This is a genomic window from Desulfocurvibacter africanus subsp. africanus DSM 2603, assembly GCF_000422545.1.
Lineage (GTDB): Bacteria > Desulfobacterota > Desulfovibrionia > Desulfovibrionales > Desulfovibrionaceae > Desulfocurvibacter > Desulfocurvibacter africanus.
The window spans coordinates 31,575-53,095 of sequence record NZ_AULZ01000017.1 but is presented as its reverse complement, the minus strand read 5'-3'; the positions used below and the strand labels follow the sequence as shown (position 1 = coordinate 53,095).

General features: G+C 61.0%; 20 protein-coding genes. 4 read left to right on the top strand and 16 right to left on the bottom strand.

Annotation, left to right across the window (positions count from 1 at the left end; translation table 11 throughout):
• Positions 1–5 precede the first annotated feature (5 nt).
• Positions 6–1,163, top strand: a complete 1,158-nt coding sequence (gene dsrP / locus H585_RS0112540; protein WP_014259594.1) for a sulfate reduction electron transfer complex DsrMKJOP subunit DsrP — start codon at positions 6–8, stop codon at positions 1,161–1,163.
• 327 nt (positions 1,164–1,490) lie between these two features.
• On the opposite strand, the gene H585_RS0112535 is transcribed toward dsrP, so the two are convergent.
• The 3 genes from H585_RS0112535 to H585_RS0112515 all read right to left on the bottom strand — a co-directional run bounded on the left by H585_RS0112535 (position 1,491) and on the right by H585_RS0112515 (position 5,687).
• Positions 1,491–1,805, bottom strand: coding sequence for a hypothetical protein (locus H585_RS0112535; RefSeq protein WP_244432539.1), 315 nt, complete (start codon positions 1,803–1,805; stop codon positions 1,491–1,493).
• 976 nt (positions 1,806–2,781) lie between these two features.
• Positions 2,782–4,188, bottom strand: a complete 1,407-nt coding sequence (locus H585_RS0112520) for a sigma-54-dependent transcriptional regulator (protein ID WP_027368077.1) — start codon at positions 4,186–4,188, stop codon at positions 2,782–2,784.
• Between the two features lie 2 nt (positions 4,189–4,190).
• Positions 4,191–5,687, bottom strand: a complete 1,497-nt coding sequence (locus H585_RS0112515; protein ID WP_027368076.1) for an ATP-binding response regulator — start codon at positions 5,685–5,687, stop codon at positions 4,191–4,193.
• A 491-nt stretch (positions 5,688–6,178) separates the two neighbouring features.
• Between H585_RS0112515 and H585_RS23690 the strand changes: the two genes are divergently transcribed.
• A complete protein-coding gene (locus tag H585_RS23690; protein ID WP_338042137.1) occupies positions 6,179–6,700 on the top strand; it encodes a phage regulatory CII family protein in 522 nt (173 codons plus the stop codon).
• Between the two features lie 557 nt (positions 6,701–7,257).
• Here H585_RS23690 and H585_RS21415 read toward each other — a convergent pair.
• The 7 genes from H585_RS21415 to H585_RS0112470 form a co-directional block, all read right to left on the bottom strand.
• Positions 7,258–8,076: a tetratricopeptide repeat protein gene (locus H585_RS21415; protein WP_034627979.1), complete on the bottom strand. Its 819-nt coding sequence runs from the start codon at positions 8,074–8,076 to the stop codon at positions 7,258–7,260.
• 425 nt (positions 8,077–8,501) lie between these two features.
• Positions 8,502–8,777, bottom strand: coding sequence for a hypothetical protein (locus H585_RS0112490; RefSeq protein ID WP_014259601.1), 276 nt, complete (start codon positions 8,775–8,777; stop codon positions 8,502–8,504).
• Between the two features lie 492 nt (positions 8,778–9,269).
• A complete protein-coding gene (locus H585_RS23075) occupies positions 9,270–9,521 on the bottom strand; it encodes a hypothetical protein (RefSeq protein ID WP_138708188.1) in 252 nt (83 codons plus the stop codon).
• Between the two features lie 88 nt (positions 9,522–9,609).
• Positions 9,610–9,846: a hypothetical protein gene (locus H585_RS23485; RefSeq protein WP_138708187.1), complete on the bottom strand. Its 237-nt coding sequence runs from the start codon at positions 9,844–9,846 to the stop codon at positions 9,610–9,612.
• A gap of 168 nt (positions 9,847–10,014) precedes the next feature.
• Entirely contained in the window at positions 10,015–10,500 is a 486-nt protein-coding gene (locus H585_RS0112480; protein WP_027368073.1) for a hypothetical protein, read from the bottom strand.
• Positions 10,493–11,500 carry a 4Fe-4S dicluster domain-containing protein gene (locus tag H585_RS0112475; protein ID WP_027368072.1) on the bottom strand — a complete coding sequence of 336 codons (1,008 nt, stop codon included), beginning with the start codon at positions 11,498–11,500 and terminating at the stop codon, positions 10,493–10,495. Before H585_RS0112475 ends, H585_RS0112480 begins: the two co-directional genes overlap by 8 nt.
• Before the next feature lie 406 nt (positions 11,501–11,906).
• Entirely contained in the window at positions 11,907–12,272 is a 366-nt protein-coding gene (locus H585_RS0112470; RefSeq protein ID WP_027368071.1) for a metal-sensitive transcriptional regulator, read from the bottom strand.
• A gap of 57 nt (positions 12,273–12,329) precedes the next feature.
• On the opposite strand from H585_RS0112470, the gene H585_RS0112465 reads away from it, so the two are divergent.
• Entirely contained in the window at positions 12,330–13,046 is a 717-nt protein-coding gene (locus H585_RS0112465) for a TorD/DmsD family molecular chaperone (protein WP_244432538.1), read from the top strand.
• On the opposite strand, the gene H585_RS24025 is transcribed toward H585_RS0112465, so the two are convergent.
• The 6 genes from H585_RS24025 to H585_RS0112430 form a co-directional block, all read right to left on the bottom strand.
• A complete protein-coding gene (locus H585_RS24025; protein ID WP_476728578.1) occupies positions 13,036–14,010 on the bottom strand; it encodes a rhodanese-like domain-containing protein in 975 nt (324 codons plus the stop codon). The two genes, H585_RS0112465 and H585_RS24025, sit on opposite strands and share 11 nt — an antisense overlap.
• A 65-nt stretch (positions 14,011–14,075) precedes the next feature.
• Positions 14,076–15,257 (bottom strand): rhodanese-like domain-containing protein, encoded by a 1,182-nt coding sequence (locus tag H585_RS0112450; protein WP_027368067.1) that lies wholly within the window; start codon positions 15,255–15,257, stop codon positions 14,076–14,078.
• 222 nt (positions 15,258–15,479) lie between these two features.
• On the bottom strand, positions 15,480–16,211 hold the full coding sequence (locus tag H585_RS0112445; RefSeq protein WP_027368066.1) for a formate dehydrogenase subunit gamma: 732 nt from the start codon (positions 16,209–16,211) through the stop codon (positions 15,480–15,482).
• Position 16,212: 1 nt separating this feature from the next.
• Positions 16,213–17,004, bottom strand: a complete 792-nt coding sequence (locus tag H585_RS0112440; RefSeq protein WP_027368065.1) for a 4Fe-4S dicluster domain-containing protein — start codon at positions 17,002–17,004, stop codon at positions 16,213–16,215.
• A gap of 3 nt (positions 17,005–17,007) precedes the next feature.
• Positions 17,008–19,200, bottom strand: coding sequence for a molybdopterin-containing oxidoreductase family protein (locus tag H585_RS0112435; RefSeq protein ID WP_027368064.1), 2,193 nt, complete (start codon positions 19,198–19,200; stop codon positions 17,008–17,010).
• 170 nt (positions 19,201–19,370) lie between these two features.
• Positions 19,371–19,694, bottom strand: a complete 324-nt coding sequence (locus H585_RS0112430; protein ID WP_027368063.1) for a c-type cytochrome — start codon at positions 19,692–19,694, stop codon at positions 19,371–19,373.
• 362 nt (positions 19,695–20,056) lie between these two features.
• Here H585_RS0112430 and H585_RS0112425 point away from each other — a divergent pair, with 362 nt between their 5' ends.
• Positions 20,057–21,511 carry a sigma-54 interaction domain-containing protein gene (locus H585_RS0112425; protein ID WP_027368062.1) on the top strand — a complete coding sequence of 485 codons (1,455 nt, stop codon included), beginning with the start codon at positions 20,057–20,059 and terminating at the stop codon, positions 21,509–21,511.
• The last annotated feature ends 10 nt before the right edge of the window (positions 21,512–21,521 follow it).

Genomic DNA, 21,521 nt, shown 5'->3' with positions numbered 1-21,521 from the left:
ACGCCATGCTTGAGACCGCACTGAAAGGTTCGCCGCGCTACTGGGGCTGGCTGGGTATCCTGCTGGCCGTCATGGGTATCGGCGGCGCCATGTACATGTGGCAGTTCACCGTGGGCCTGACCGTCACCGGCTTGAGCAGGGACGTGTCCTGGGGCTTCTACATCGCCCAGTTCACCTACCTGGTCGGCGTGGCCGCGGCCGGCGTGATGGTTGTGCTGCCTTACTACTTCCATCACTACAAGGACTTCAAGAAGCTGATCATCCTGGCCGAGTTCCAGGCCGTCGCCGCAGTCATCATGTGCCTCGGCTTCATCGTGGTCGACCTGGGCCAACCCACGCGCATGCTCAACGTGCTGCGCTATCCGACGCCCAACTCCATCCTGTTCTGGGACATGGTCGTGCTCAACGGCTACCTGCTGCTGAACATCGTCATCGGCTGGGTCAGCCTGCAGCACGAGCGCAACCACGTGGAGCCGCCCAAGTGGGTCAAGCCCCTCGTGTACACTTCCATCATCTGGGCCTTCTCCATCCATACGGTGACGGCTTTCCTTTACCAGGGCCTTCCGGGCCGGCACTACTGGCTGACCGCCATCCTGGCCGCCCGCTTCCTGGCTTCGGCCTTCTGCTCCGGTCCTGCCATCCTGTTGCTGGTGGCCATGCTCGTGCGCAAGGTGTCCGATTACGATGTCGGCGACAAGGCCATCAAGGCCCTGGCCAAGATCGTGACCTACGCCATGGCCGTGAACGTGTTCTTCTTCCTGCTCGAACTGTTCACCGCCGCGTACTCAAACATCCCCGGCCACATGCACTCCTTCGAGTTCCTGTTCGCCGGTCACGACGGCCACATGTCGTACGTGTCCTACTTGATGTGGGTAGCCGCCATACTGGCCATCGCCAGCCTGGCGCTGCTCATCCCGCCCAAGTTCCGGGACAACATGAAGCTGCTGCCCTGGTCCCTGGCCATCCTCATCGCGGCCAGCTGGATCGACAAGGGTCTCGGCCTGCTTATCGGCGGCTTCACGCCCAATGCGTTCGAGGGTGTCACCCCGTACGCGCCCACTCTGCCGGAGATCATGATCTCCCTGACAGTCTACGCCATGGGCATCTTCGTGCTGACCATCCTGTACAAGGTCGCCGTGTCCGTGAAGAGGGAAGTCGCTTAGCTTCCTTCGGCCTTTCCCGCATTCACACGGCCGCTCCGCAAGGGGCGGCCGTTTTTTTATGTGGCAGGGCATTGTCAATAGAAATAGAGCGGCTGGCTTGCACCAACCAATCTATTTTTGATTCCAGGCCGGGAGGAGAGGATTTGAACCTCCGGCCTCTTAACCCATGCAACATCACGTGATGTAAGTATTATGATTGCAGGGTTTGCTCAAATACCTACGGCAAGGCAGGCGCCATGTTTACGGCATTTGATCAGCTCGATGCCGTAGGGCCCGCTAAAAGGGCAGTACCACCCTTCATGGCTTTGGACTTGCCCAGGTATAATACTAATGCTGATAGGCGCAAAACTTGTTCGCGTAGCCGACCTGCTTGATGCTGAAAACTTTGCTGGACTTGGTGGCCTTCTGATCGACATGGACGGAGTTCAGCAGGCCGCACTGGGAGATCTCAGCTTTGTTGAACACGTGGTCGCCTGCGATGTCCTGCTCAACGCTGGACATGTTGAACGCACCGTGTTGCACGATATCAACATAGTTGCCCTCAAGGTTGCCGTGGCCATGATCATAGGCAAAAGCAGCGGCGGCCAGGGAGATTGTCATGGCTATGGCCAGGGTGATGCACTTCAGCTTCATCATTGTCATTGCACCTCGTTCGTTTCCAGTTCCATTTTGCGTTGCTCGACCTGCGTGCCGGACTCCACTCGTTCGGCATTATCCCGGGCTAATGCCGGCATTAAATGTATCCAGTGCAACCTTACCACCGAGTATATAGATACGGTCCTTGCCCGAGCGCGCGTGAAAGGTGATCCTTCCTTCAGACACGGGCCGTGTCTATCCAAGGCTTTCCGCCTATTATATATATTGATCCGGTGACGGCGACCTCGGACCTCCCTCTTCGGTAGACCTTGTACCAGTCAGATCGGACGATGCGGTCTGGCGGTAGGCATGCTCGTTGTCGTTGTCTTGCCGAGCCTTGCGATCACCTTCGTCAATCGCCATGGCTCCCTCGTGATCGCTAATATGTTTTTAGGTTCGTCAGGCCCTCTTAACAATTGTCCAAAGGATTGCTTTTTATTCTTCTGACATGGACCTTTGGTAGTATTGCAGACCAGCATTTCATCGAACAGCCTTGCAGTGTCATATTAAGCGTTCATGGATACGACTTAACGTCAATCTCATTCATCACATTTTGCGAAAAACTGTCTATACGCACTGCTCCACAAGAAAATGCAGGTCAGAACAAGCATGATCTGGTGTGAAGGACAGGTGGTGTCATGGCGAGTAGCGATCCTGTGGCGTTCTATCGTTTCGAAGATGCGATCACTTGTGTTGCGCTGCCTATAGTATTCCATGTTATAAGCCTGCAGATGCGGCGCTTTCGGCGTGAGGTAAGGGTTGCCTTGGCGACCGTCGGGGGCTTGTTGAAGGTGGAACCCGGGGCAATGCGCGAAGGAACTTCGCGGGTCCAGGACTCCGCTTCAGCGAGGGCGGCTTTGATGGATGGGATCTGGGAGGGCAAAACCATATCCCAGTCCTTTGCGCAGCGGCCTTGGCACGAGAAGGGCGTTAGGAAAAAAAACGCAGCGCAAGACGCCGTGTAATATACAGCCACTGGTGCCTAAAAATCGACCTTATGGCTTTTGAGCAGATCGTAGAGCCTGGAGCGTGAGACGCCGGAAACGTCGCAAGCCTTGCGGAAATCGCCCTGGGCGTGCTCCATGAGTTTCACCAGATAGGCGCGCTCAACCTCGGCGATGGCGTCGCGGCGGTACTCCTTGAGGGTAGGAAACGAGTCTGGATTCGGCGATGGGCGGTCCACTTCGCGGAAACCCTCTGTGCGCGGCTTGGCATCGGAAATCTTGGCGAAGTAGACGCGGATGTGCTGGGGCAGGTGTGGGGGAAGCAGCGTGTGGTCGAAGCGGGCCACGGTGATGGCGCCTTCCAGCGTATTGACTAGTTCGCGCACGTTGCCCGGCCATGCGTAGGCCGTCATATACTCGAAGAACTCCGGCGAGACGGCTTTGGTACCAAGGCCGAAACGCTCGCACAATCGGCTCGTATGATAGAGCGTCAGCTCCTTGATATCCTCCAAGCGGTTGCGCATGGGCGGCAATTCAATGGTCAAGGAGCGCAGTCGGAAGAGCAGATCCTTGCGGAAGGTGCCTTCCTCGCTCATGGCTTCAAGGTCTCGGTTGGTCGCCGCCAACAAGCGGAAATCGCTTCTGACTTCCGTCTGGCTGCCTATGGGCCGAAAGCTTTTCTCCTGCAGGATGCGCAAGAAGGACTTCTGGGCCTCAAGGGGCAGCTCGCCAACCTCGTCCAGGAACAGAGTCCCGCTGTCGGCAGCCTTGATCAATCCGTCCGTTGTCTTGTCCGCGCCGGTGAAGGAACCTTTGCGGTGACCAAAAAGCACGCTTTCTATGAGCGTGGAGGGCAGGGCGGCGCAGTCCACGACGATGAAGTCGCGGCTCTTGCGCGCGCTGTTGTCGTGTATGGCCCTGGCGAAAAGCTCCTTGCCCGTGCCGGTCTCACCCTGAATAAGCACCGTGGAGTCGGTTGTGGCGGCCATGGCCATGAGATTGAGGCACTCGACGAACTTGGGGCTGGAGCCGATGATGCGGTCCCGGTTGAAAATCACCTGCGGTTGGCTGGCGCGGGCCTTTTCCTGGCGGTATTCCAGGGCGCGCACCAGCGGCAAGGTGACCTCCTTCAGGGAGAAGGGCTTCTGCACATAATCCCAAGCGCCGTTCTTGATGGCTAGCTCCGCGCCTGAAACTCCCGCGCCAGTGATGATTATGACCTCGGGAGCCGAAGGCGCCTTGCGAATGCGCGGCAGGATGTCCAGGCCGTTGCCGTCCGGCATGAGAACGTCCAGCAAGGCCACTGAGAAGTCCTTGTGCTCCAGCAGGGTCAGCCCGCGCTCCAGGGTGCGGGCGCACTCGACGGTATGGCCGGCGCGTCCCAATCCGAAGGCCAGCAGGCTGCATATGGCCTCGTCATCATCTATGACCAGCACGTTGGCCATGGCTACTCCTTGTCTCTCTCGTCAGGCGATGTGGCCGGCTGCGCCAGGGCCATGCTCACGGCTTGAGTCAACTCGCGCTTGCAGAACGGCTTGGGGATGAACCCGGCGAAGCAATGCGTCGAGGACGCATCGAGGTTGCCCAGGTCGCAGTTGCCCGAGCAGAGCAGCACCGGCAGATCGGGGCGCAGTTCCCGGATGCGTAGCGCCAGGGCTTGACCGCACAATCCTGGCATGAGCAGATCGGTGACCACGCAGTCGAATTCCGAGGGTGTCTGGCTGAAACGTCGCAAGCCTTCGTCGGAATTCGACACGGCCGTGACGATGTAGCCGGCCGAGGAGAGCTGTTTGCAGACCAGCTTGGTAATGGCCGCGTCGTCGTCAATGAACAGTATGTGGCCGCGATGGCTCGGCCTGGACTCCGCCTTGGCATGTTCGACTACCCCAGGCAGAAGCACCGAAAGCTCCAGGCCGTCAGCCCGTGGCGACAGTGCAAGGCTTCCGCCCAGGGACTTGGCCAGACCCTGGACCGAGGCCATCACGCTGCCTCGCATATCGGGCTCGCCTGCGGTCTCACCGTTGCGCGCTGCAGCCAGTACAGACACACGACAGCCTGAAGCAGGAAAAGCCGGCTCGAGCCGCAAGGCAAGGTTTCCGCGTTTTCCTGGCAGAGCCTGTGCTGCAATCGTGCACAGGCTCAGGATGATCTCTTGCACTTCGCCTGTGCTGACGACGGCCATGGCTTGCGATGTGTCCTCCTGCACGTCCAGGGAGACACCGGGCGGGAGCAGGGCGCGCGCTGCTTGCAGGCAACTTTCTAACGCTGGCCACAGGTACATCGCCTCGCGCTTGGACTCGTTGGGCCGGCTAAGGGTCAACAGGCTGGAAACGAGGTCCTTGGCCTTGCCGCAAGCTTTAAGCGTTTCGTCCAGGCAGAAGGCCATGGCCGGATCCGAGGCCATGGAGCGGGCCTCCGCGGCATAGCCGAGGATGGGCGTCAGGGAGTTGTTCAGGCCATGGGCGATGTCACCGGCCAGGAAGCCAACCCCGGCTTTACGCTGCAGGCTGTGCAGATCACCTTCCGGGCAGGTCGGACCAGCCGCGGGAGGTTCCGAGGTCTTGAGGGCATTTATCTCGCGTACGATCGTAAGCAGGCGCGTTTGTCCACCGAGGCTAATGCTTTTGAGTCGGACCTCTATCCAGAAATCACGGCCATTTTTATCCCGCGTCCGCCACTTGAAACGTTGTGGTCCCATAGTCAGGGCCTTGCTAATCCAAGCCAGCGCATCAGCGTGGGAAAAGGGCTCGGATTCCAGGCAAAATCGCTCCATGGTCAAGCCCAAGGCTTCCTCGCGGTCATAGCCGAACATGCGTATTATGGCGGGATTGACATCAAGAACGCTGCCGGAATTCGGGTCGTGAATGGAAACGCCATCATCCAGTGCGTCGAATATGGCCCGATAGAGGTCGGGAGCGTAGCCCATAACAGAGTCAGTGCTCATGGCATGCCTCTGGCGCCGCGCAGCTTGTTCGCATGTACTTGGCGTTGGTGCTCGCAAGCCCTGAAGGCCAAAACTCCAGGTATGGCGGCCACGAAAGAGCGCGATTTTACACTGGGAGACAGAACAGCGGCGGATTGCTCGTGCAGGCTTTGAAAGATGAAGCTGGCTTGCGGCTGCGGACGCCGCGCAACTGTCAGCTTGGCTGAATTACGGGGCATGAGGGTGCAGATCGTTTGATTCACCATTATATGATGCCTTACTCTTTTCAATTGTGCATGCTATCTCAGCCTAAGGTTGAAAACAAGACACTTTGTCCTATATTTTAGGATTAATCCCGTCCTGTCGGATTTAGTATAAAAAAATAGGATAATTCTGAGCTTCCAGCAGGTGGCAAAGAGAGTTTCTGAAGAAAAGAAATTGTCTGAAAACAGTGACTTGTATGTAAATAGGGCGAGTCGTTCGAATTGGTATAATTTTTGGTAATTATAATAATGCGGGAGGAATGGAACCAACAGGGTAAGGAGTTGCCGAGGATGATGACACGCTCATTGACACAGATTATTCATGACATGGTTTTGGACGGTGGTGTGCCAGCAAAAGTGATCGCTGCGGAGATCGGCAAGCCGTATACGACCATGCTGCGGGAGATCAACCCCCATGATTCCGGGGCCAAGGTAGGGATTGACCTGCTTCTGCCGCTCATGCGCTCATCCAAGAGCAATGAGCCGCTTAAGTTCCTGGCGCATCAGATGGGCTATGCCTTGGTCCCGCTCAAACGCTCCGAGGCCATGCAAATGGATCCCATGGCCATGTCGCTCAAGTTGCTTCAGGAGTTCGGCGAACTATCTAAGCGACTGCAAGGCATTCTCTCCCAGCAGTCCCTGTCGGAAGAGGACTTTGCAGTGGTGGAGCATGCCGGATGCAATGCGGTAATGGCCACCGTGGATCTTTTGGAATGCCTGCGGGGCATGTGCGGCATCGAATCCCCGCTGACTAACAAGGAAGCCGCCTGATCGATGCCTGGGAGCGCCTGCCAAGCAGAGCGGAAGCTGCGGCAAGGCGCTGGCGGACGAGTGCGGGACTTCGCGGAGGAAGTCCTGGCGGATAAGGCGAGAAGAGAGGCCTGAACTCTCTGCACAAGCATATGTCGCTGGCCAGGTTCGGCAGATAGGCCAACCTGGTCAGCGACGCTTTATAAGCGCTTTGATTTTCCTGTGCTTTTTAAATGCTGCCGATTAGTCGATGGAATCCGAGAAGAGGATTTCGCGAGCCTGGTGCATGGATGCCTGTGCTGGAGCCTGCATCAAACGGAGTGAGCCCTTGCATGGATAGACCGGACCAAGCAGGCAAGCGGCGCAATAGAGAGGCATGCCTTCAAGGCTGACGCGAAAGGTGGGCGGTGCGTTTCCGAGGAGATTGCGCGCCATGCATCCACGGGGTCATGGAATACCATGCCAGGATGTGGCAGGGGCGCAGGGCTGAAAAGAGCGGCTGAAGCTGCTTACAAATCCACATCAGCGTGCTGGGCTTGCTAACAAGTCTAATAACCGCGAACGGGCTCGTCACGACACTAGAGAATGATGGGAGTACCAGCGGCCTTGGGAGTATCGCTGCCAGTATCCCTGGCGGACCTGGGGGCCTTGCCCTCGAGTTGGTCCAGGAGCTTCCTCGCGGCGTCAAGCTTGGGGTTGAGCTTGAGGGCCCGCTCCAGATTTTCCTTGGCGCTAGGCGTATCGCCCTTCTCAGAATAGGCCCGCGCGACATTGTAATAAAGGTGGTCGTCCTTTTCCGTCAGTTCAAGGGCTCGGTTATAGTAGCGGATGGACTGGTCGAACATGCCCGCCTTACGCAGATAAATGCCGAACTCGTTGAATAAATGTTTGTGCTCGGGCCCAAATGCCGCCTCAAGTTTGATGATGCGGTTGAGAATGTCCTCGGCCTTGGCAAGTTCCCCGCGTTCCAGGTAGCAGATGCCTATTCCGAAGTTGGCGCGCACGTTCTCCTCGTCCAGCTTGATGGCCCCGCTGTACTCGAATTCGGCGCTGTATATTTCGCTCTTGGCCCTGTGTTCGTCGCCCTTTTCGATGTAGGCGTTCATCTCCTGCATCCGAGGCTGCACGGTAGTCACGTAGAATTCGGGCTCGGGCGAGAAGCGACGCAGGAGATCTTCCTTGGAAATGGTGCTTTTCTTGCCGGAAGGGATGCAGTTCTTATTGACGGGCTGGATCTCGATCGAGCCGTCATCCAACTCGGAGCAGTAGTAAAGTGTCTGCTGGATGGTCTTGCGGGTCGTCGCTCCAGTACCGATAGTGGTGACTTTCTGGGTCGAGAAGATGCCCTTGATCTTGCTGTCGGGCCTTTGGGCGCCGCTATCCTGCATGCCGGCCATGTTGTCTACCATCCGTAATGCTGATGTGATGATTACTACGTGAAGGGGCTTCAAACCCTTTTGTAACCGGAGTCGACGACGGAAAGCTAGGGCAAGTCGACCTGGAAATCAACCTCCGGGCGCGATAAGCTCTCGGTATCTGGATTTCAGGCCGGCACGTCGTCCATGTGAGATCAATTGCTGGCAAGCAGGGCTAGAGCGTTTTGCTTTGAAAATGCTCTGCAAACCATGCGTCGGCAGGACTTGCCGCTAGCTTCGGCATAGGCGCAATTTACTTGCGCCGTCAACGCCGGAGCGGGCGTCTTAATAGCATTCTGCTCTAATCGGATGGACATGGTCCAGAGTAACAAAAAGGCCCCAAAGGCATTGCCTTCGGGGCCCTGATGCGTCGGTGCATCTACTGATGCCCATTTGGGCAGAATCGACTACTGGGCCTTTTCAGCGGCAGGAGCCTGCTCGGCAGGAGCCTCGGTGGCGGCGGGAGCCTGCTCGGCGGGGGCGGCTTCCGTGGCAGGAGCAGCCTGCTCGGCGGCGGGAGCAGCCTCGGTGGCCGCGGGAGCGGCTTCTTCAGCAACCGGGGCGGTCTGCTCGGTGGCCGGAGCGGCCTGCTCGGCTTCGGGCTTCTTCTCGCAGGCGACGACCAGGGCCAGGCCGAGGTACAGGCAAACGGCGGAAATGAGAATGGCGATCTTGCGGGACATGGTTGTTCTCCTTGTGACCCATAGGAAAGACATCTTTGCAGGCGCACCCGTATATCGGCGGCCACGATGCCGGACGGACTGATCCGCCGTCGCGCGCTACACTGTGTGGATGTTTCCTTTGGATGGGCGCGAGCCTTCTCTTCCTGTTGCCTTGCAATGTCAATAGGGCTGGCGAGCGGCCTGCTGAATAGCTTCGCAGACGAACTCAAAAAAGCAAGTTTCTGAAATAATGCACCTCTGACTAAAGGCTGTCAGTTTAAGCAATGCATTTAAAAAGAACTGGCAAAGACGGTGCCTTCGCAACTCTGTTTATCAAGGCGGATGCAAACTTGGTCCATGAAGTCCGTGAGCGGATTTGTTGTGGGAGTCGAGAATCCCGCGAAATCGAAAATTGCTCGGATACAAGGGGCCTTGGACTAAACGGGATACGGGTCCCATTTAGTCCAAGGCGTGTTCAGGGCGGCCCTGCCAGGCTCACCAATATGGCGGTGTCTAGCTCGAACTGCCGCCGGAAGTGCCACCGCCGGTAGTGTCGCCGCCAGACGGGGGCGGTTGCTCGGCGGGCGGAGGAGGCGGTGCGCCGGGAGTCGGCTCAGAGCCAGGAGCACCTGGCGAAGCAGGTTGGCCGGGCTGTTCAGCCGGCGTGCCTGTTCCTCCTCCCTGCTGCCCCTGATCGCAGGCTGCCAGGCCGCCTAGGGTCAGGGCAAGGCAGGCCAGAAAAGTGATGATGAACTTTCGGGACATGCGTGACCTCCTAATGGTTCAGCTGTGCATGAGCGGCAGGCTGCCGTGGTCGGGCTGGCTGTCACGTCCTGCCGATCAGCGCCGCCCGTTACTGCCTTGATTGTTCCTCCACCTTTTCGCCTGCTCGTTCCAGGGTTTCGCCTGTCTGCTCCGTGGCCTCGTCCACCTTCTCGCCAGCTTTTTCGGCAGGTCCCTCACGCTCGCAGGCTCCCAGATTGAGCAGGAAAATGGAGAATAGCCCGACAAGCAATGCCGTTAGGCGCATGCGTGTCTCCTTGCGGTTGCGGCCGGAAACGGCCAGGCTGATGGACGTTCTTGGGGCCATGGCGCAAGGTAAGGCTACAGGGGATGGGAGTCTGTCGGAATATAGCTGAAAATTGCGTCGCAGGAATGCTTACGCAGGAAAGAGTCTGGCTTGCACATGAAGCAGGGCCGCATCTAACGATGCGGCCCTGTTCAGGAGATATGCCCCAGGAGAAACGATCAAGGCCCGTCAGGAACTTCTGTGTCGCAGCCAATCGCGCCGACCCAGCAGGGCCGAAAGTAGCGAGACAAGCCCCAGCAGCATGACGGACGCCAAGTGACCCATGTCGACCAGCATGGCCGGGAGGCTGTCCAGCGAGGTCAGGCTGCTGTTGCCGAGCACATGGGCCAATCCGGTGATGGTCAGCAGCGCGTACAGGCCGGAGCGCAGGATGCCGCTGGTCGTAAGGGCGTGGCCGGATCGCCGGGCCGTCAGGTAGCGTCCGGCCGCATAGCCGGCGAGGACGAGGAAACCCACGGCCGCCAGATAGTGCAGTTGGCTGGTGAAATAAAAGTTGTCGGTCCAGGCCAGTCCCGGCACGTCGGCTATGTAGTAGCGTCGGAAGATGGGCATCTGCGCGAAGCCGCTTATGGCCAGCACTGTGACGCACAGAACGAAGGCCAGGCGGAACTCCCTGGGCAGCAACGGTCTGCTCGAAGGCAATGGCCTAATCATGGTCGTTCTCCTTGCCGCCGCGTTTCAGAATGCGTCCCAGGCCAACGACGCCGGCCACTAGGCCGGCCACGGGCGCGGCCAGGACTGCCCAGCCCAGGTTTTCCTCATTCGCCATGGAGTTGGCCACCGGCCCCAGATGCGGAAAGCCCGAAGCCATGGCCCTGGGCTTTGTCTCGCCATGCTCGGCGTGCAGGGCGGCGTTCAAGGCCTCGAAAGGCACGGGAGAGACGTACAGGGTATTGGTGCCGCCGTTCTCGGTCTCGCCGTAAATGTAGCCGCCCATGGACTCGGCCAACTCATGGGCGCGGCGCACGATCTCCTTGCGCGGGCCTATGGACTGCACCTGCGCTGGACAAGCCTCGATGCACGCGGGCAGCTCGCCCTGGGCCACACGGTCAAAGCAGCGGTCGCACTTGTACATGACGCCGTTGCCGGCGAAGCCGGGCATGAGCTTGAGGTACATGCCCACGCCGGTCTGACGCTGCGGGATGTGCCAGGGACAGACCTGGCGGCACTTGGCCCCGCCCAGGCACACGCCCGAATCGATGCGCACGATGCCGTTTGCCTGCGTGGAGCAGGCTCCGAAGGGACACAGGTTGGCGCACGGTGCATTCTGGCAGTGCATGCAGCGCCTTGGGATATTGATCTCCAGGCTTTGTCCCTGGTGCTCGACTGTGGCGCGCTGAATGAACAGCCAGTTGTAGGGCGTGAGCCTGTCGGTCGTGTCGCGGCGCTCGGACCAGTCCTCGGCCTTGACCCGAGCCGGATACATCTTGGGGAAGGGTTTTTGCGGCTCTGGGAATTTGTGGCCGTTGGTCTCCTGGCAGGCCAGCACGCAGGCCTCGCAGCCGATGCATTTGCTCAGGTCCAGCAAGGTGGCCAGGGGTTCTCCCTTGGCCGCGGCGCGCGCGGTGCCGGGCAGGACCAGCCCCGCTCCTCCCACTGCCGCCGCGGCCAGGAAAGCGCGCCGTGAGAAACGGGCCTTATTCTTCGTATTCATGAAAAGATCCTTGTCATAGGGGTTATGCAAAGCTTTAGCAGCTTGCGTGCCGAAGGTCGAAGGAACGCCAAGGCTGCGCCAAGCAAGAGTATTCATTGGAAAGAATTCGCTGGGCCACGCATTGCGCGCATGCAGGCTTCACACATGCTTAATCAATTGCGGTACCCTGCGGGACTCTGCTTTGAAATGCACCTGGAAGTAAGTTGCTTCCCAAGCTCATGAAAAGGCTCCTAAAGCATTTTGCATTTCAGACGCTCCCTTCGGCGTTGACGGCGGAATTACATTCCGCCTACGCCTGCGGGGCGGCAAGCCATGCCGACGCATGGCTTGCAGAGCATTTTCAAAAGCAAAATGCTCTAGAAACAAACCCTTGAGCCTTCAATCAGCCGCAGGCCGCAGACGGTCATCAACTGTCCAGATAGCTGGACAGCAGGCGCATAGACTCATCCAGCTTGGCCACTGCGTCGTTCGAGGTCGGGTTTTCCCGGGCTTGCTTGTGGCAACCCAGGAGATAACGTTTGAGGATGAGGCCGTTGGCTGCCTTGAGCGCCGAACGCACGGCCTTGACCTGCACAAGGATGTCCCGGCAGTCCGTACCGTTTGCGACCATGCCCTGGATGCCGCGCACCTGGCCTTCGATCCTGCGTAACCTGGCCAGCACACTCTGCTGGATAGTATCCAGGGGCGCGGCATCTTCTTGGGAAGCCGATAGCAGCTTGCGGCGTAGCGCCCTTTTGACTTTACGTCTTGCCATGGCCGGGATAACGTACATAGTCCTTTGAATTTCCTAGTTGTCGGGGTTAACCCGGCTTGCAGTCAGCCAAGAACCATGAACAGCGAATATACCGCTTCAGCATCCAGGCCAGACCAGGCATGCACGCCGGACGCCGTGCGCATCGACGTGCTGGACTTGTGCGCCGAGATATTCCAGGGTCCGGATCTGGAAAGCTTTCCCGCATTGCTGGGCCAGGAATTGCCCGATTTGGCCCGCCGCGCTGCGGATTGCGGAAGCCCTCTGGCCGAACCGCTGGCGTTTCTGATCCAAGTCTCCCCCTGCATGGCCTCCAGCAATGACATCAACGCCAGCCTGGCTGATCTGGAAAGCGCCTACGTTTCCTTGTTCATCAATGCGCGTGGCGGCATTCAGGCTCCGCTCTACGAGTCCTGCCATACGCCGAACGGCGGCAGACTCATGGGCCCGCCGGCCGAGGCCATGAGCGAGCGGCTGGTCCAGGCCGGTCTAACCCTGGTTGAGGGCTTGGCCGAGCCGCCCGATCACCTGTCCATCGAACTGGAGTACCTGGCCTTTCTCCTGACCGAAGCCCTTGACGAGGATAATCCCGCCTTGGCTACCCTGACCAGGGACTTCGCCCTGCAGGTCCTGCCTGCCTGGCGTCGCTGGGCGGATACCCTTGAGTCGGTCATTCCAGCGGAGCCGGATACAACCCGCGCCAGCACCGGCGGCTCCATCGGACGCACCCCCGAGGCCTTTTTCCGCTCGGCCGCCCGGTTGACGCTGGCTGCGCTGAACCCAGTCAGCGACTGAGCACGGCTCGCCGCACCTCTTCAAAGAACACATCCGGCTTTGGCAAGCGCCCCTGGTGAGACAGTAGCACCTGATAATCCCTGCCGATTCCTTCCTTTCTTCGCAGCAGCATGATTACCGGCAATTCCGGACGGCCCAGGGCGGCGAAGGCCTCGCCCCGCTCGTCGGGCAAAAGCGGATAGCCTATCTGTCCCGTGCGCCGGGCCTTGGCCAGATCGCGTCGGGTGTCATAGGCCGCGATGCCTGCCATGCGCAGCCACTGCGTAAGCTCCAGGTCGGCCGAAATGCGCGCGTGCAAGTCCTGGTACACGGGCAGCTCCTCCTGGCAGCAGCCGCATAGGCTGGAGTGCAGTTCCAGCAGGAGGAAGTCGGCCTGCTCCAAGCCTGGACCCAGTATGCGACGATCGATATCCAGGAACGGCTCGGGCAGCTCGGCGGGGAAGGTGTCGCCCGGACCAGGCAGCCTGGGCCGCGCCTCGGGCGGCAGCGCATCTGGGTGGGCGGCCAGCCAGCCCTGCCAGCCGGCAGGGTAGCGCCGCACGTCGTGATAACCCAGGCGCACCGCCCACCGGGCGGCGATGGCGCTGCGCAGTCACATGAAGCTTCTACAATAGATGACTATGGTGCGGCCATGGTCTGGTCCCAGCAGCTCCGCCAGCCGCTTGGCCCGGTTCATGGGCAGCTCGTGCTGGTCGCCCAGATGGAATTCCATGTTTATGGCGCCTGGCACGTGGCCCATGGCGAATTCATAGTCGGGCCGCACGTCCATCAGCAGGGCGCGGCCCTCCCGACGCAAGACCTCCATCTCGCCATCGTCCACCAGCACGTAGCCGTTGTTGCTGGCCTGGGCCTGCGCGTCCGCCCACCAGGCAGGACGGGGTGAAGCCTGGGCAGCGTCCGAGAAAAAGATGACGGCGAGGATGGACCAGAGGATTGCAAGGGGGGTTAGCTGATGAGCGGTCATGGTCCGTCCTCGCCGTTAGGGGGTGAGCAGCCGGGAAAGGGGTCATCCCCGGCTGCTTTGAACTGCTATTTCTTGGGCGCCTTGATGGAGTAGGCGCCGTCCTTGGCATAGGTCACGGTGGCATCCAGGAAGTAGACCTTGTCCATGTCCGGCCGCACATCCCTGGCCATCCAGTACGCTTCGCCGCTACGCGCGCCGGTGGAGCACACGAAGACCACGGGCTTGTCCTTGGGCATGGACTTGAGCTGCTTCTCCAGTTCGGCCACGGGGATGTTGCGAGCGTTTTTGAAATGGCCGGCCTTGAACTCGTCGGCGTCGCGCACGTCGACAATGACGATGGAGCTGGGATTGTCCTTGAGGGTCTGCTCGAACTGGGCGACTGCGATGGTGCCCTCACCGGCATCGCTCGCGACGATCATCGGAGCGGAACCGGTTCCATGGGCTTCGATCCAGGCCGGATAACCGGCTTCGTAGACCATGACGTTCGTGTAGCCGAGCTTTTCGGCTTTCCTGGCCGATTCATTGGACAGCTTGCAGGTGAAGCCCTCGCAGAAGAAGACCAGCGGGATGCTCTTGTCGGCCGGCAACTGGCCCTTGCGCGCCTCGAAGTCGGAGTCGGGCAGGGAGATGGCCGTGGGAATGCTGCCCTGCTGGAATTTGGTCTTGAAGGGACGTGCATCGACGAGCAAGTAAGGCTTGCCGCTGGCCATCATCTCCTCGACGACCGGGGTGCCGATGGCCGTGTAGCGGCCCTCGGTTTTCCAGACCGGATAGCCGCCGGCGTAGACCTTCACATTCGTATAGCCCAGGGCCGCTGCCTTCTTGGCCGAATTGTGCGACAGCTTGCAGGCGTAGCCCTCGCAATAGAAGATCAGCAGCGCGTCCTTGTTCTTGGGCAGTTCGGCCGTGCGCTTATCAAACTCGCTGTCCGGGATGGACACGGACGTGGGAATATAGCCGAGGGCGTGCTTGGTTTTGAAGGGCCGCGAGTCGATGATGAGCACGTTCTCCGGCCGGGGCATCTTGACGTATTGCTCGACAAAGGCGCTGTCCACGAGGTCCTTGTAATACCAGGCCGGGGTCTGGGACGGCGGGCTCAGCTCGCCGGCCGTGCCGTCGGCGTTTGTGCTCGCCGCGGCCTGGGCCGGTGTCCCGGCTTCGGACTTGGCCGCGCAGCCGGTCGCGACGAGGCCCAACAGGGCTGCGAGCACCGCCAGCAGGGTCAGTTGCTTGCGCATGGTGTTCATGACTTCCCTCACTCTCCTTAAGATGTTCTCGACGCCTCTTGTTTTCGATCTATTGGGCTTGGCAATCGGGAAGGGCTTTGCCCTCCCCGAACCCCACCCACCAGGGAGCGGGCTCCCTGGACCCTTCATCCGATTCGGCCGGAGGAACCGGCCGAATCGCCGGCGGCTCCTTCAAAACTGCGGGGGGTCCGGGGGGAATGATTTCCCCCCTGCCGCCGGAGGCTATTCCTCTTCCCGCACACCTGCGACGGCACGCTCTTTCTCCCACCACAAGCGGTGGTGGTGCTTGGCGTAGTTCTCGTCCACCCAGCCCGTGAACATGGAGCGGAAGCCGGGCCGCTCGTCGCGGGAGATCGCCGCCATGTACACGTGGATGATGAGCCCGGCGAAGACCAAGCCGGCGGACAGGTAGTGCAGCAGGATGGACCAGGACACCAGGCCGGTCTGCGCCTCGCCCAGGCTGGTGCGCGACATGACCATGACCACTCCCGTGACGGCCAGTACGAGACTGCCCAGCACCGAGGCCTGGCCGAAGGACTTCTGGCCCATGTTGTAGAAGCCCTGGTCGGGAATGTCCGTGCTCAGGCCGAGCTTGCGCAGCCCGGCGTCGCCCAGGGTCATCTGGATGGGCTTCTTGACCATCCATAAGGCGTCGCGCGGCAGGTCCACGCTGAACAGCTCGCGCAGGAAGAACAGCGCGCCCCTGAAGTTGAATGCGATGTACAAGACGAAGCCCGCGATCCAGACGACGCCGAGAGCGATGTGGAAGATCAGCAGGTTGGCTCCGCCGCCGAATATGGCCCGAAGCATGGCCGGATACCAGCCGCCCAGGGGATCGATGTCCGGGTTGGAGATGAGCCCCAGGCCCGTGACGAGCAACAGCAGCCAGCAGGCGGCGTTGAGCCAGTGGATGAAGATGTCCCACCGGCTATGGCGGTAGAAGCGGCGTTCCATTTTAGGCCTCCGTCTCTGCGTTTCGCTCGGTGACGCGCTCGCCTTGATCATTCTGGCCGTCCTCGTCGTGCTCCTTGCTGGCCGGAGTCAGGAGTTGGCGGCCGAGCATGGCCAGCGCGCCAAGTCCGGCGAATCCCACGGCCACGCGCAGGCCGGGCGTGAGAGCGTCGGCCATGAGCTTCATGGGCGTGGGCATCTTCGCCTCCACGGTCCAGTCCAGGGGCGCGGTGGCGGCGATGTAGTACATGTTGGGCTTGGTGTCGGACTTCTGGTTCACCACGCGCACGATGCGATCCTGGTTGGCGGCCAGCAGGATGGCGGCCTCACTGCTCGGGTCGTTGATGTCGCCGAACACGCGGGCCTTGGTCGGGCAGGTATCCACGCAGGCGGGCCCAAGTCCGTGGGCGCGGCGCTCGGCGCAGTAGTCGCACTTGTCGGCCACGCGCATGGTCGCGTGGCGGTAGCGCGCCCCGTAGGGGCAGGCCGCTATGCAGTTGCCGCAGCCGATGCACAGGCCGCGGTCGATCTCTACCATTCCCGTGGTCGGGTCCTTCCAGGTCGCGCCCGTGGGACAAGCCTGCACGCAGGTGGGGTTGTCGCAGTGCATGCACGCGCCGGGCTGGAAGTGCTGTCCGGCACCTTTGCCCACAGCTACAACCGGAGCGCTCTGCTTGACCCAGTTGCGGAAATGTCCCTCGGGCACCTTGTTGGCCACCTTGCAGGAAGCCACGCAGCCCTTGCAGTCGATGCAGCGGGACGAGTCGATGACCATGGCGTATTGGGGCTTGTTCATGGCTTAGGCCTTCCTGGTTACGGTCACGAAGGTCTCGTGCATGGCCGCGTTGCCCGAGATCGCGTCGAAGTTGGATTCGAGCACTCCGGCCATGCTCGCGCCGTTGCCGTGGGCCAGGGACAGCCCCTTGGACAGAGCTCCGAAGCCCGTGGGCATATATGCCGTGTCGGCGCGGATGGCCTCGGTGACCAATGCCTTGGCCTGGCCTTTACCAACGGCGCTTTGCACGATCACGGCGTCGCCGTCCTTGATGCCCAGCGCATCAGCCCGCTTGGGATTGATCCACAGCAGGCAGTCTGGCTCCAGTTGGCGCAGGAGCGTGTTGTTGGTGGCCGAATGCGTATAGACGGCGCTGCGGCCCACGACCATGCGGAACATGCCATCGGGCACGGCCTTGGGCGCGTTGTACACGGGCATGGGGTCCAGCCCCTCGTCGGCGTAGCGCTGGTTGAAGAACTCGATCTTCTGCGACTTGGTCTTGTAGATCCTGCCCTCGTAGATGCCATAGACCTTGGACGGGTTGTAGTAGACGCCGTCCTCGGCCAAGGCCTTTTCCGCGCCGGGCAGGTCCTTGAGCTGGGCCTTGCGGAAAGCCGCCATGTCGAAGTCGAAAAACTCGCCCAGTTCCAGCCGTTGAGCCAGGGCCTTGCAGATGTCGAACACAGGCCGGGACTCGAACATGGCCGGCACCACTGGATCGCGATCCACCACGCAGGCGCAGGCCGAGGAGCCTTGCAGGGCCGAGGCCGGGTCCATCCGCTCCAGGTAGCTCGGGGCGGGCAGCACCAGATCGGCGAACCAGGCCGTGTCACTCATGGCTATGTCCACGACCACGGAAAAGTCGAAGGCCTTCATCATCTCGATGGACTTGGCCCGGTCCGGGGCCGTGGCCAGCGGGTTGACCTTGAAGGAGAAGAAACCCTTAAGCGGGTAAGGCTCGCCCTTGAGCACGGCCTCGCGCAGGAGCACATAGGAGCCTTCGTGCTCGATCATGAGCGGCGCAATACCCGCGTCGGCGCGCTCGAAGGGGTTCTCGTCATACCAGGGTGCGGAAAAGGGGATGCCGGAGCCCAGGCCAACCTCGCGCGCGCCCAGCAACCCGCCGGGGCGGTCCCAGTTGGCTAGCAGGGCATTGAGCATGGCGAAGCTGCGCCGAATCTGCGTGGAGTTCACGTAGTCCGAGCTGCGGCGGCCAGGGTAGACCATGGCCTGCGGCGCTACGGCGGCCATTTCGCGGGCCATGCGAGCGATGTCAGCGGCCGGGATGCCGGTCTCGCCCTCGGCCCAGCGCGGGTCGTACTGCTTCACATGTTGCGTGAGCTGCTCGATGCCGTAGGTCTTCTCGGCGACCCAGGCCTTGTCGTAGAGGTTCTCGGAGGTGATGACGTGCATGCAGGCGAGCATGAAGGCCATATCCGTGCCGGGCTTGATGGGCCACCATTCGTGGGCCAGGGCAGCGGTCTTGGTGAAACGCGGATCGAGCACCACGAGCTTGCAGCCGCGTTCGCGCATGGCCGTCATGAGGTCCATGGAGTCGGGCGTGACCAGGGCCTCGAAGCGGTTGGCCCCGGCCATGAGCACGTACTTGGAATTGAGCACGTCCGGGAAGGGCACCTCGCCGAAGGTGTCCAGGTAGGCCCGTGTGTTGGACATGAGGCAGTTGGACTCGTGGGAGGTCACGTTGAAGGAGCCGAAGACCTCGGCGAACCTGTTCACGAACGAGGACTGCATGTCCGATCCGGCCATGAACATCACGCCGCTCGGGCTGTACTCCTTGCGGATGGCTTGCAGACTTTGGGCGGTCAGGTCCAGGGCCTCGTCCCAGGAGATGCGCTTCCACTTGCCTTCGCCGCGCTCGCCGACGCGCAGCAGCGGGTACTTGAGCCTGTCGGGATCGTAAAGCTGGGCGATGCCGGCGTTGCCGCGCGCGCAGAGCATGCCACGCGACTTGAGAAACTTGGGGTTGGGGTCGAGCTTGCGCACCACCCCGTTCTCAACGCGGGCGATTAGCCCGCAACGGTTGAAGCACATGTCGCAGGCGGAGAAGCGCGACTCCCACTCGGTAATCGTCGCCGCCGGAGAGCCGGCCACGGCCGCCACGGTCTCGGGCCTGGCGGCGGCCAGTCCGGCCGCCACGGCGCCGGCGGCCTTGAGAAATCCCCGCCTGCTGATGCGTCTGGCCTTGTTCGGGGTCATGTTCGAACTCTCCTGTCGATCGTGATGGCTTGGCCGGGCTTCTTCGGATGAAGCGGTCGCTTAGTGCGCTCGGTTCTGCTTCGGTTGCAGCGGCTTCCCGATGAGGTCGGGCTCCCTCGGTTGGAGCGACCGCCCGATGCGGCCGCTCCAGGCACCGAGGGAGGCAGAGGCTAGCTGCACTTGGCCGGAGTTGGAGAGTCCTTGGCGTAATCGTAAAGGTACGAGTTAATATCGGTCAGATCCTGCCCGTTAACCGTGGCCTTCCACTCCTTATTGCAGGGAATGGTCTCGGGCTTGGCGAAGACCTTGGTCCATTCGGCCTGGGTCTTGGACATGGGCGACAGGTCGCTGGCTGTCGTGCCGTGGCAGGTACGGCAGTTCTTGCGATACAGGTACTTGCCCTTGCGCGCGTTGCCGCCTTCAGCCAGAGCCACGGCGGATACAGTGACGATCATTACCAGCGCGGCGATGATGGAAACGAATCTGCGGTTCATGTGCTTCTCCTTCGGTGTTATGTCGCGCAGGGAGATTTGCCTTCGGCGCGTATCCCATTGCGTTTATATTCAATCTGCTATTTGCGGTTACCCTGTCCGAGATTCAGGGCGTACTAGCAAGGTTAGGTTTGTTTACAGTCTGCATTGAGAGTTATGCCTGCCCTGTTGATCCTGATGCACTTTGCGGCTGCTTTGTAATGATATTAAGCAAGGAGCAGGCCACATTCCGGATACCCGTACCGGGTATCGGTTTAGCCAAGCCTGGCGCGCTCTTCGGCCTCAGGCCCTCAGCTGGCCTTGGGCTTGCCCTGGCCGCTGGATGTGTTAGCGTATAGCCAAGTGATTAAGCAGGTGGGTAAACGATGCGCGGAATGAGCGAGCACGAGTTGAACAAGTTTGTGGGCAAGATCCTCAACACCATGAACGACGGGTTCTTCCTGGTCAGCCCGGACGGCCGCATCGCCATGGTCAACGATGCCCTGTGCCGACTGCTGGGCTATGAGCGCGATGACCTGCTTGGCAAGCCCTGCACGGTGCTCAAGTGCGATGTGTGTGCCAAGTCGCGAGCCGAGGGCGGCGAGCACTGGTGTCGCCTGTTCGACGCCACCGAGGAGACCCGCAAGCAATGCTGTCTGGTGCGCAAGGACGGCGGGCTGGTCAAGGTACTCAAGAACGCCTCGGTGCTGCGGGACGGCGAGCGCATCGTGGGCGGCGTGGAGACCATCACGGACGTCACCGAGCTGTGCAAGCGCGAAGAGACCATCCAGGACTTGAAACGCATCCTGGATGCCGATGACACCTTCATGGGCATGGTCGGCAGGTCCGCGGCCATGCAGCGCACCTTTACGCTGCTCGACAAGGCCGCGCAAAGCGACGCGCCCGTGCTGCTGCTCGGCGAATCGGGCACGGGCAAGGAATTGGCCGCTCGGGCCATCCACGAGCTTGGGCCACGCAAGGAAGGCCCGTTCATTCAGCTCAACTGCGCCGCGCTCAACGAATCGCTCCTGGAAAGCGAGCTGTTCGGCCACGCCAAGGGCGCCTTCACTGGAGCCTATCGCCATCGCCAGGGCCGTTTCGAGGCCGCCGACAACGGCGACTTCTTCCTGGACGAGGTGGGCGACGTGCCCCTGCCCACGCAGGTCAAGCTGCTGCGCGTGCTGGAGACCAAAAGCTTCGAGCGCGTGGGCGACCACAAGCCCATCACGGCCGACGCGCGCATCATATCGGCCACCAACCGCAACCTGGAGGACATGGTCCGCCGGGGCGAGTTCCGCGAGGACCTCTATTTCCGCATCGCAGTCATCCCTATCCGGCTGCCGCCGCTGCGCGAGCGGCGCGAGGACATCCCGCTGCTGACCGAAGCCTTTATCCGCAAGCTCAACGACAAGAGCAGCCAGAAGGTGGCCGGCCTGTCGCCCGAGGCCATGCAGCTGTTCGTGTCGCATGATTGGCCGGGCAACGTGCGCGAGCTGAAGAGCGCCCTGGAGTACGCCTTCGTGGTCGCGGATCACGAGATCATCCGGCCCGAACACCTGCCGCCCGCCGTGAGCCGCGAGAACGTTTGCGCCACGCGCGCCGTCGATCGCGGGCCGGACACGCTGGGGCCGCAGCACGCAGCGGCCTCGGGCGGACGCCATGAACCCCTGGAGGTCGTCCAGGGCGAAGAGCCCGCCGAAAAGGCCGCCCTGGTGGAGGCCTTGCGCAAGGCAGGCGGCAACAAGTCCGAAACCGCGCGCATCCTTGGCATCAACCGCGTGACCGTGATGAACAGGATGCGCAAGTACGGCGTGGAGATGAAGAAGGTGCTCAGTTCGTAGAGAACGCAGA

Bases quoted from the DNA above. Each gene is read 5' to 3' on its own strand.
- dsrP (WP_014259594.1), top strand. From the start codon at position 6: ATGCTTGAGACCGCACTGAAAGGTTCGCCGCGCTACTGGGGCTGGCTG.
- H585_RS0112535 (WP_244432539.1), bottom strand. From the start codon at position 1,805: ATGACAATGATGAAGCTGAAGTGCATCACCCTGGCCATAGCCATGACA.
- H585_RS0112520 (WP_027368077.1), bottom strand. From the start codon at position 4,188: ATGGCCAACGTGCTGGTCATAGATGATGACGAGGCCATATGCAGCCTG.
- H585_RS0112515 (WP_027368076.1), bottom strand. From the start codon at position 5,687: ATGAGCACTGACTCTGTTATGGGCTACGCTCCCGACCTCTATCGGGCC.
- H585_RS23690 (WP_338042137.1), top strand. From the start codon at position 6,179: ATGCGGGAGGAATGGAACCAACAGGGTAAGGAGTTGCCGAGGATGATG.
- H585_RS21415 (WP_034627979.1), bottom strand. From the start codon at position 8,076: ATGGCCGGCATGCAGGATAGCGGCGCCCAAAGGCCCGACAGCAAGATC.
- H585_RS0112490 (WP_014259601.1), bottom strand. From the start codon at position 8,777: ATGTCCCGCAAGATCGCCATTCTCATTTCCGCCGTTTGCCTGTACCTC.
- H585_RS23075 (WP_138708188.1), bottom strand. From the start codon at position 9,521: ATGTCCCGAAAGTTCATCATCACTTTTCTGGCCTGCCTTGCCCTGACC.
- H585_RS23485 (WP_138708187.1), bottom strand. From the start codon at position 9,846: ATGGCCCCAAGAACGTCCATCAGCCTGGCCGTTTCCGGCCGCAACCGC.
- H585_RS0112480 (WP_027368073.1), bottom strand. From the start codon at position 10,500: ATGATTAGGCCATTGCCTTCGAGCAGACCGTTGCTGCCCAGGGAGTTC.
- H585_RS0112475 (WP_027368072.1), bottom strand. From the start codon at position 11,500: ATGAATACGAAGAATAAGGCCCGTTTCTCACGGCGCGCTTTCCTGGCC.
- H585_RS0112470 (WP_027368071.1), bottom strand. From the start codon at position 12,272: ATGTACGTTATCCCGGCCATGGCAAGACGTAAAGTCAAAAGGGCGCTA.
- H585_RS0112465 (WP_244432538.1), top strand. From the start codon at position 12,330: ATGAACAGCGAATATACCGCTTCAGCATCCAGGCCAGACCAGGCATGC.
- H585_RS0112450 (WP_027368067.1), bottom strand. From the start codon at position 15,257: ATGAACACCATGCGCAAGCAACTGACCCTGCTGGCGGTGCTCGCAGCC.
- H585_RS0112445 (WP_027368066.1), bottom strand. From the start codon at position 16,211: ATGGAACGCCGCTTCTACCGCCATAGCCGGTGGGACATCTTCATCCAC.
- H585_RS0112440 (WP_027368065.1), bottom strand. From the start codon at position 17,004: ATGAACAAGCCCCAATACGCCATGGTCATCGACTCGTCCCGCTGCATC.
- H585_RS0112435 (WP_027368064.1), bottom strand. From the start codon at position 19,200: ATGACCCCGAACAAGGCCAGACGCATCAGCAGGCGGGGATTTCTCAAG.
- H585_RS0112430 (WP_027368063.1), bottom strand. From the start codon at position 19,694: ATGAACCGCAGATTCGTTTCCATCATCGCCGCGCTGGTAATGATCGTC.
- H585_RS0112425 (WP_027368062.1), top strand. From the start codon at position 20,057: ATGCGCGGAATGAGCGAGCACGAGTTGAACAAGTTTGTGGGCAAGATC.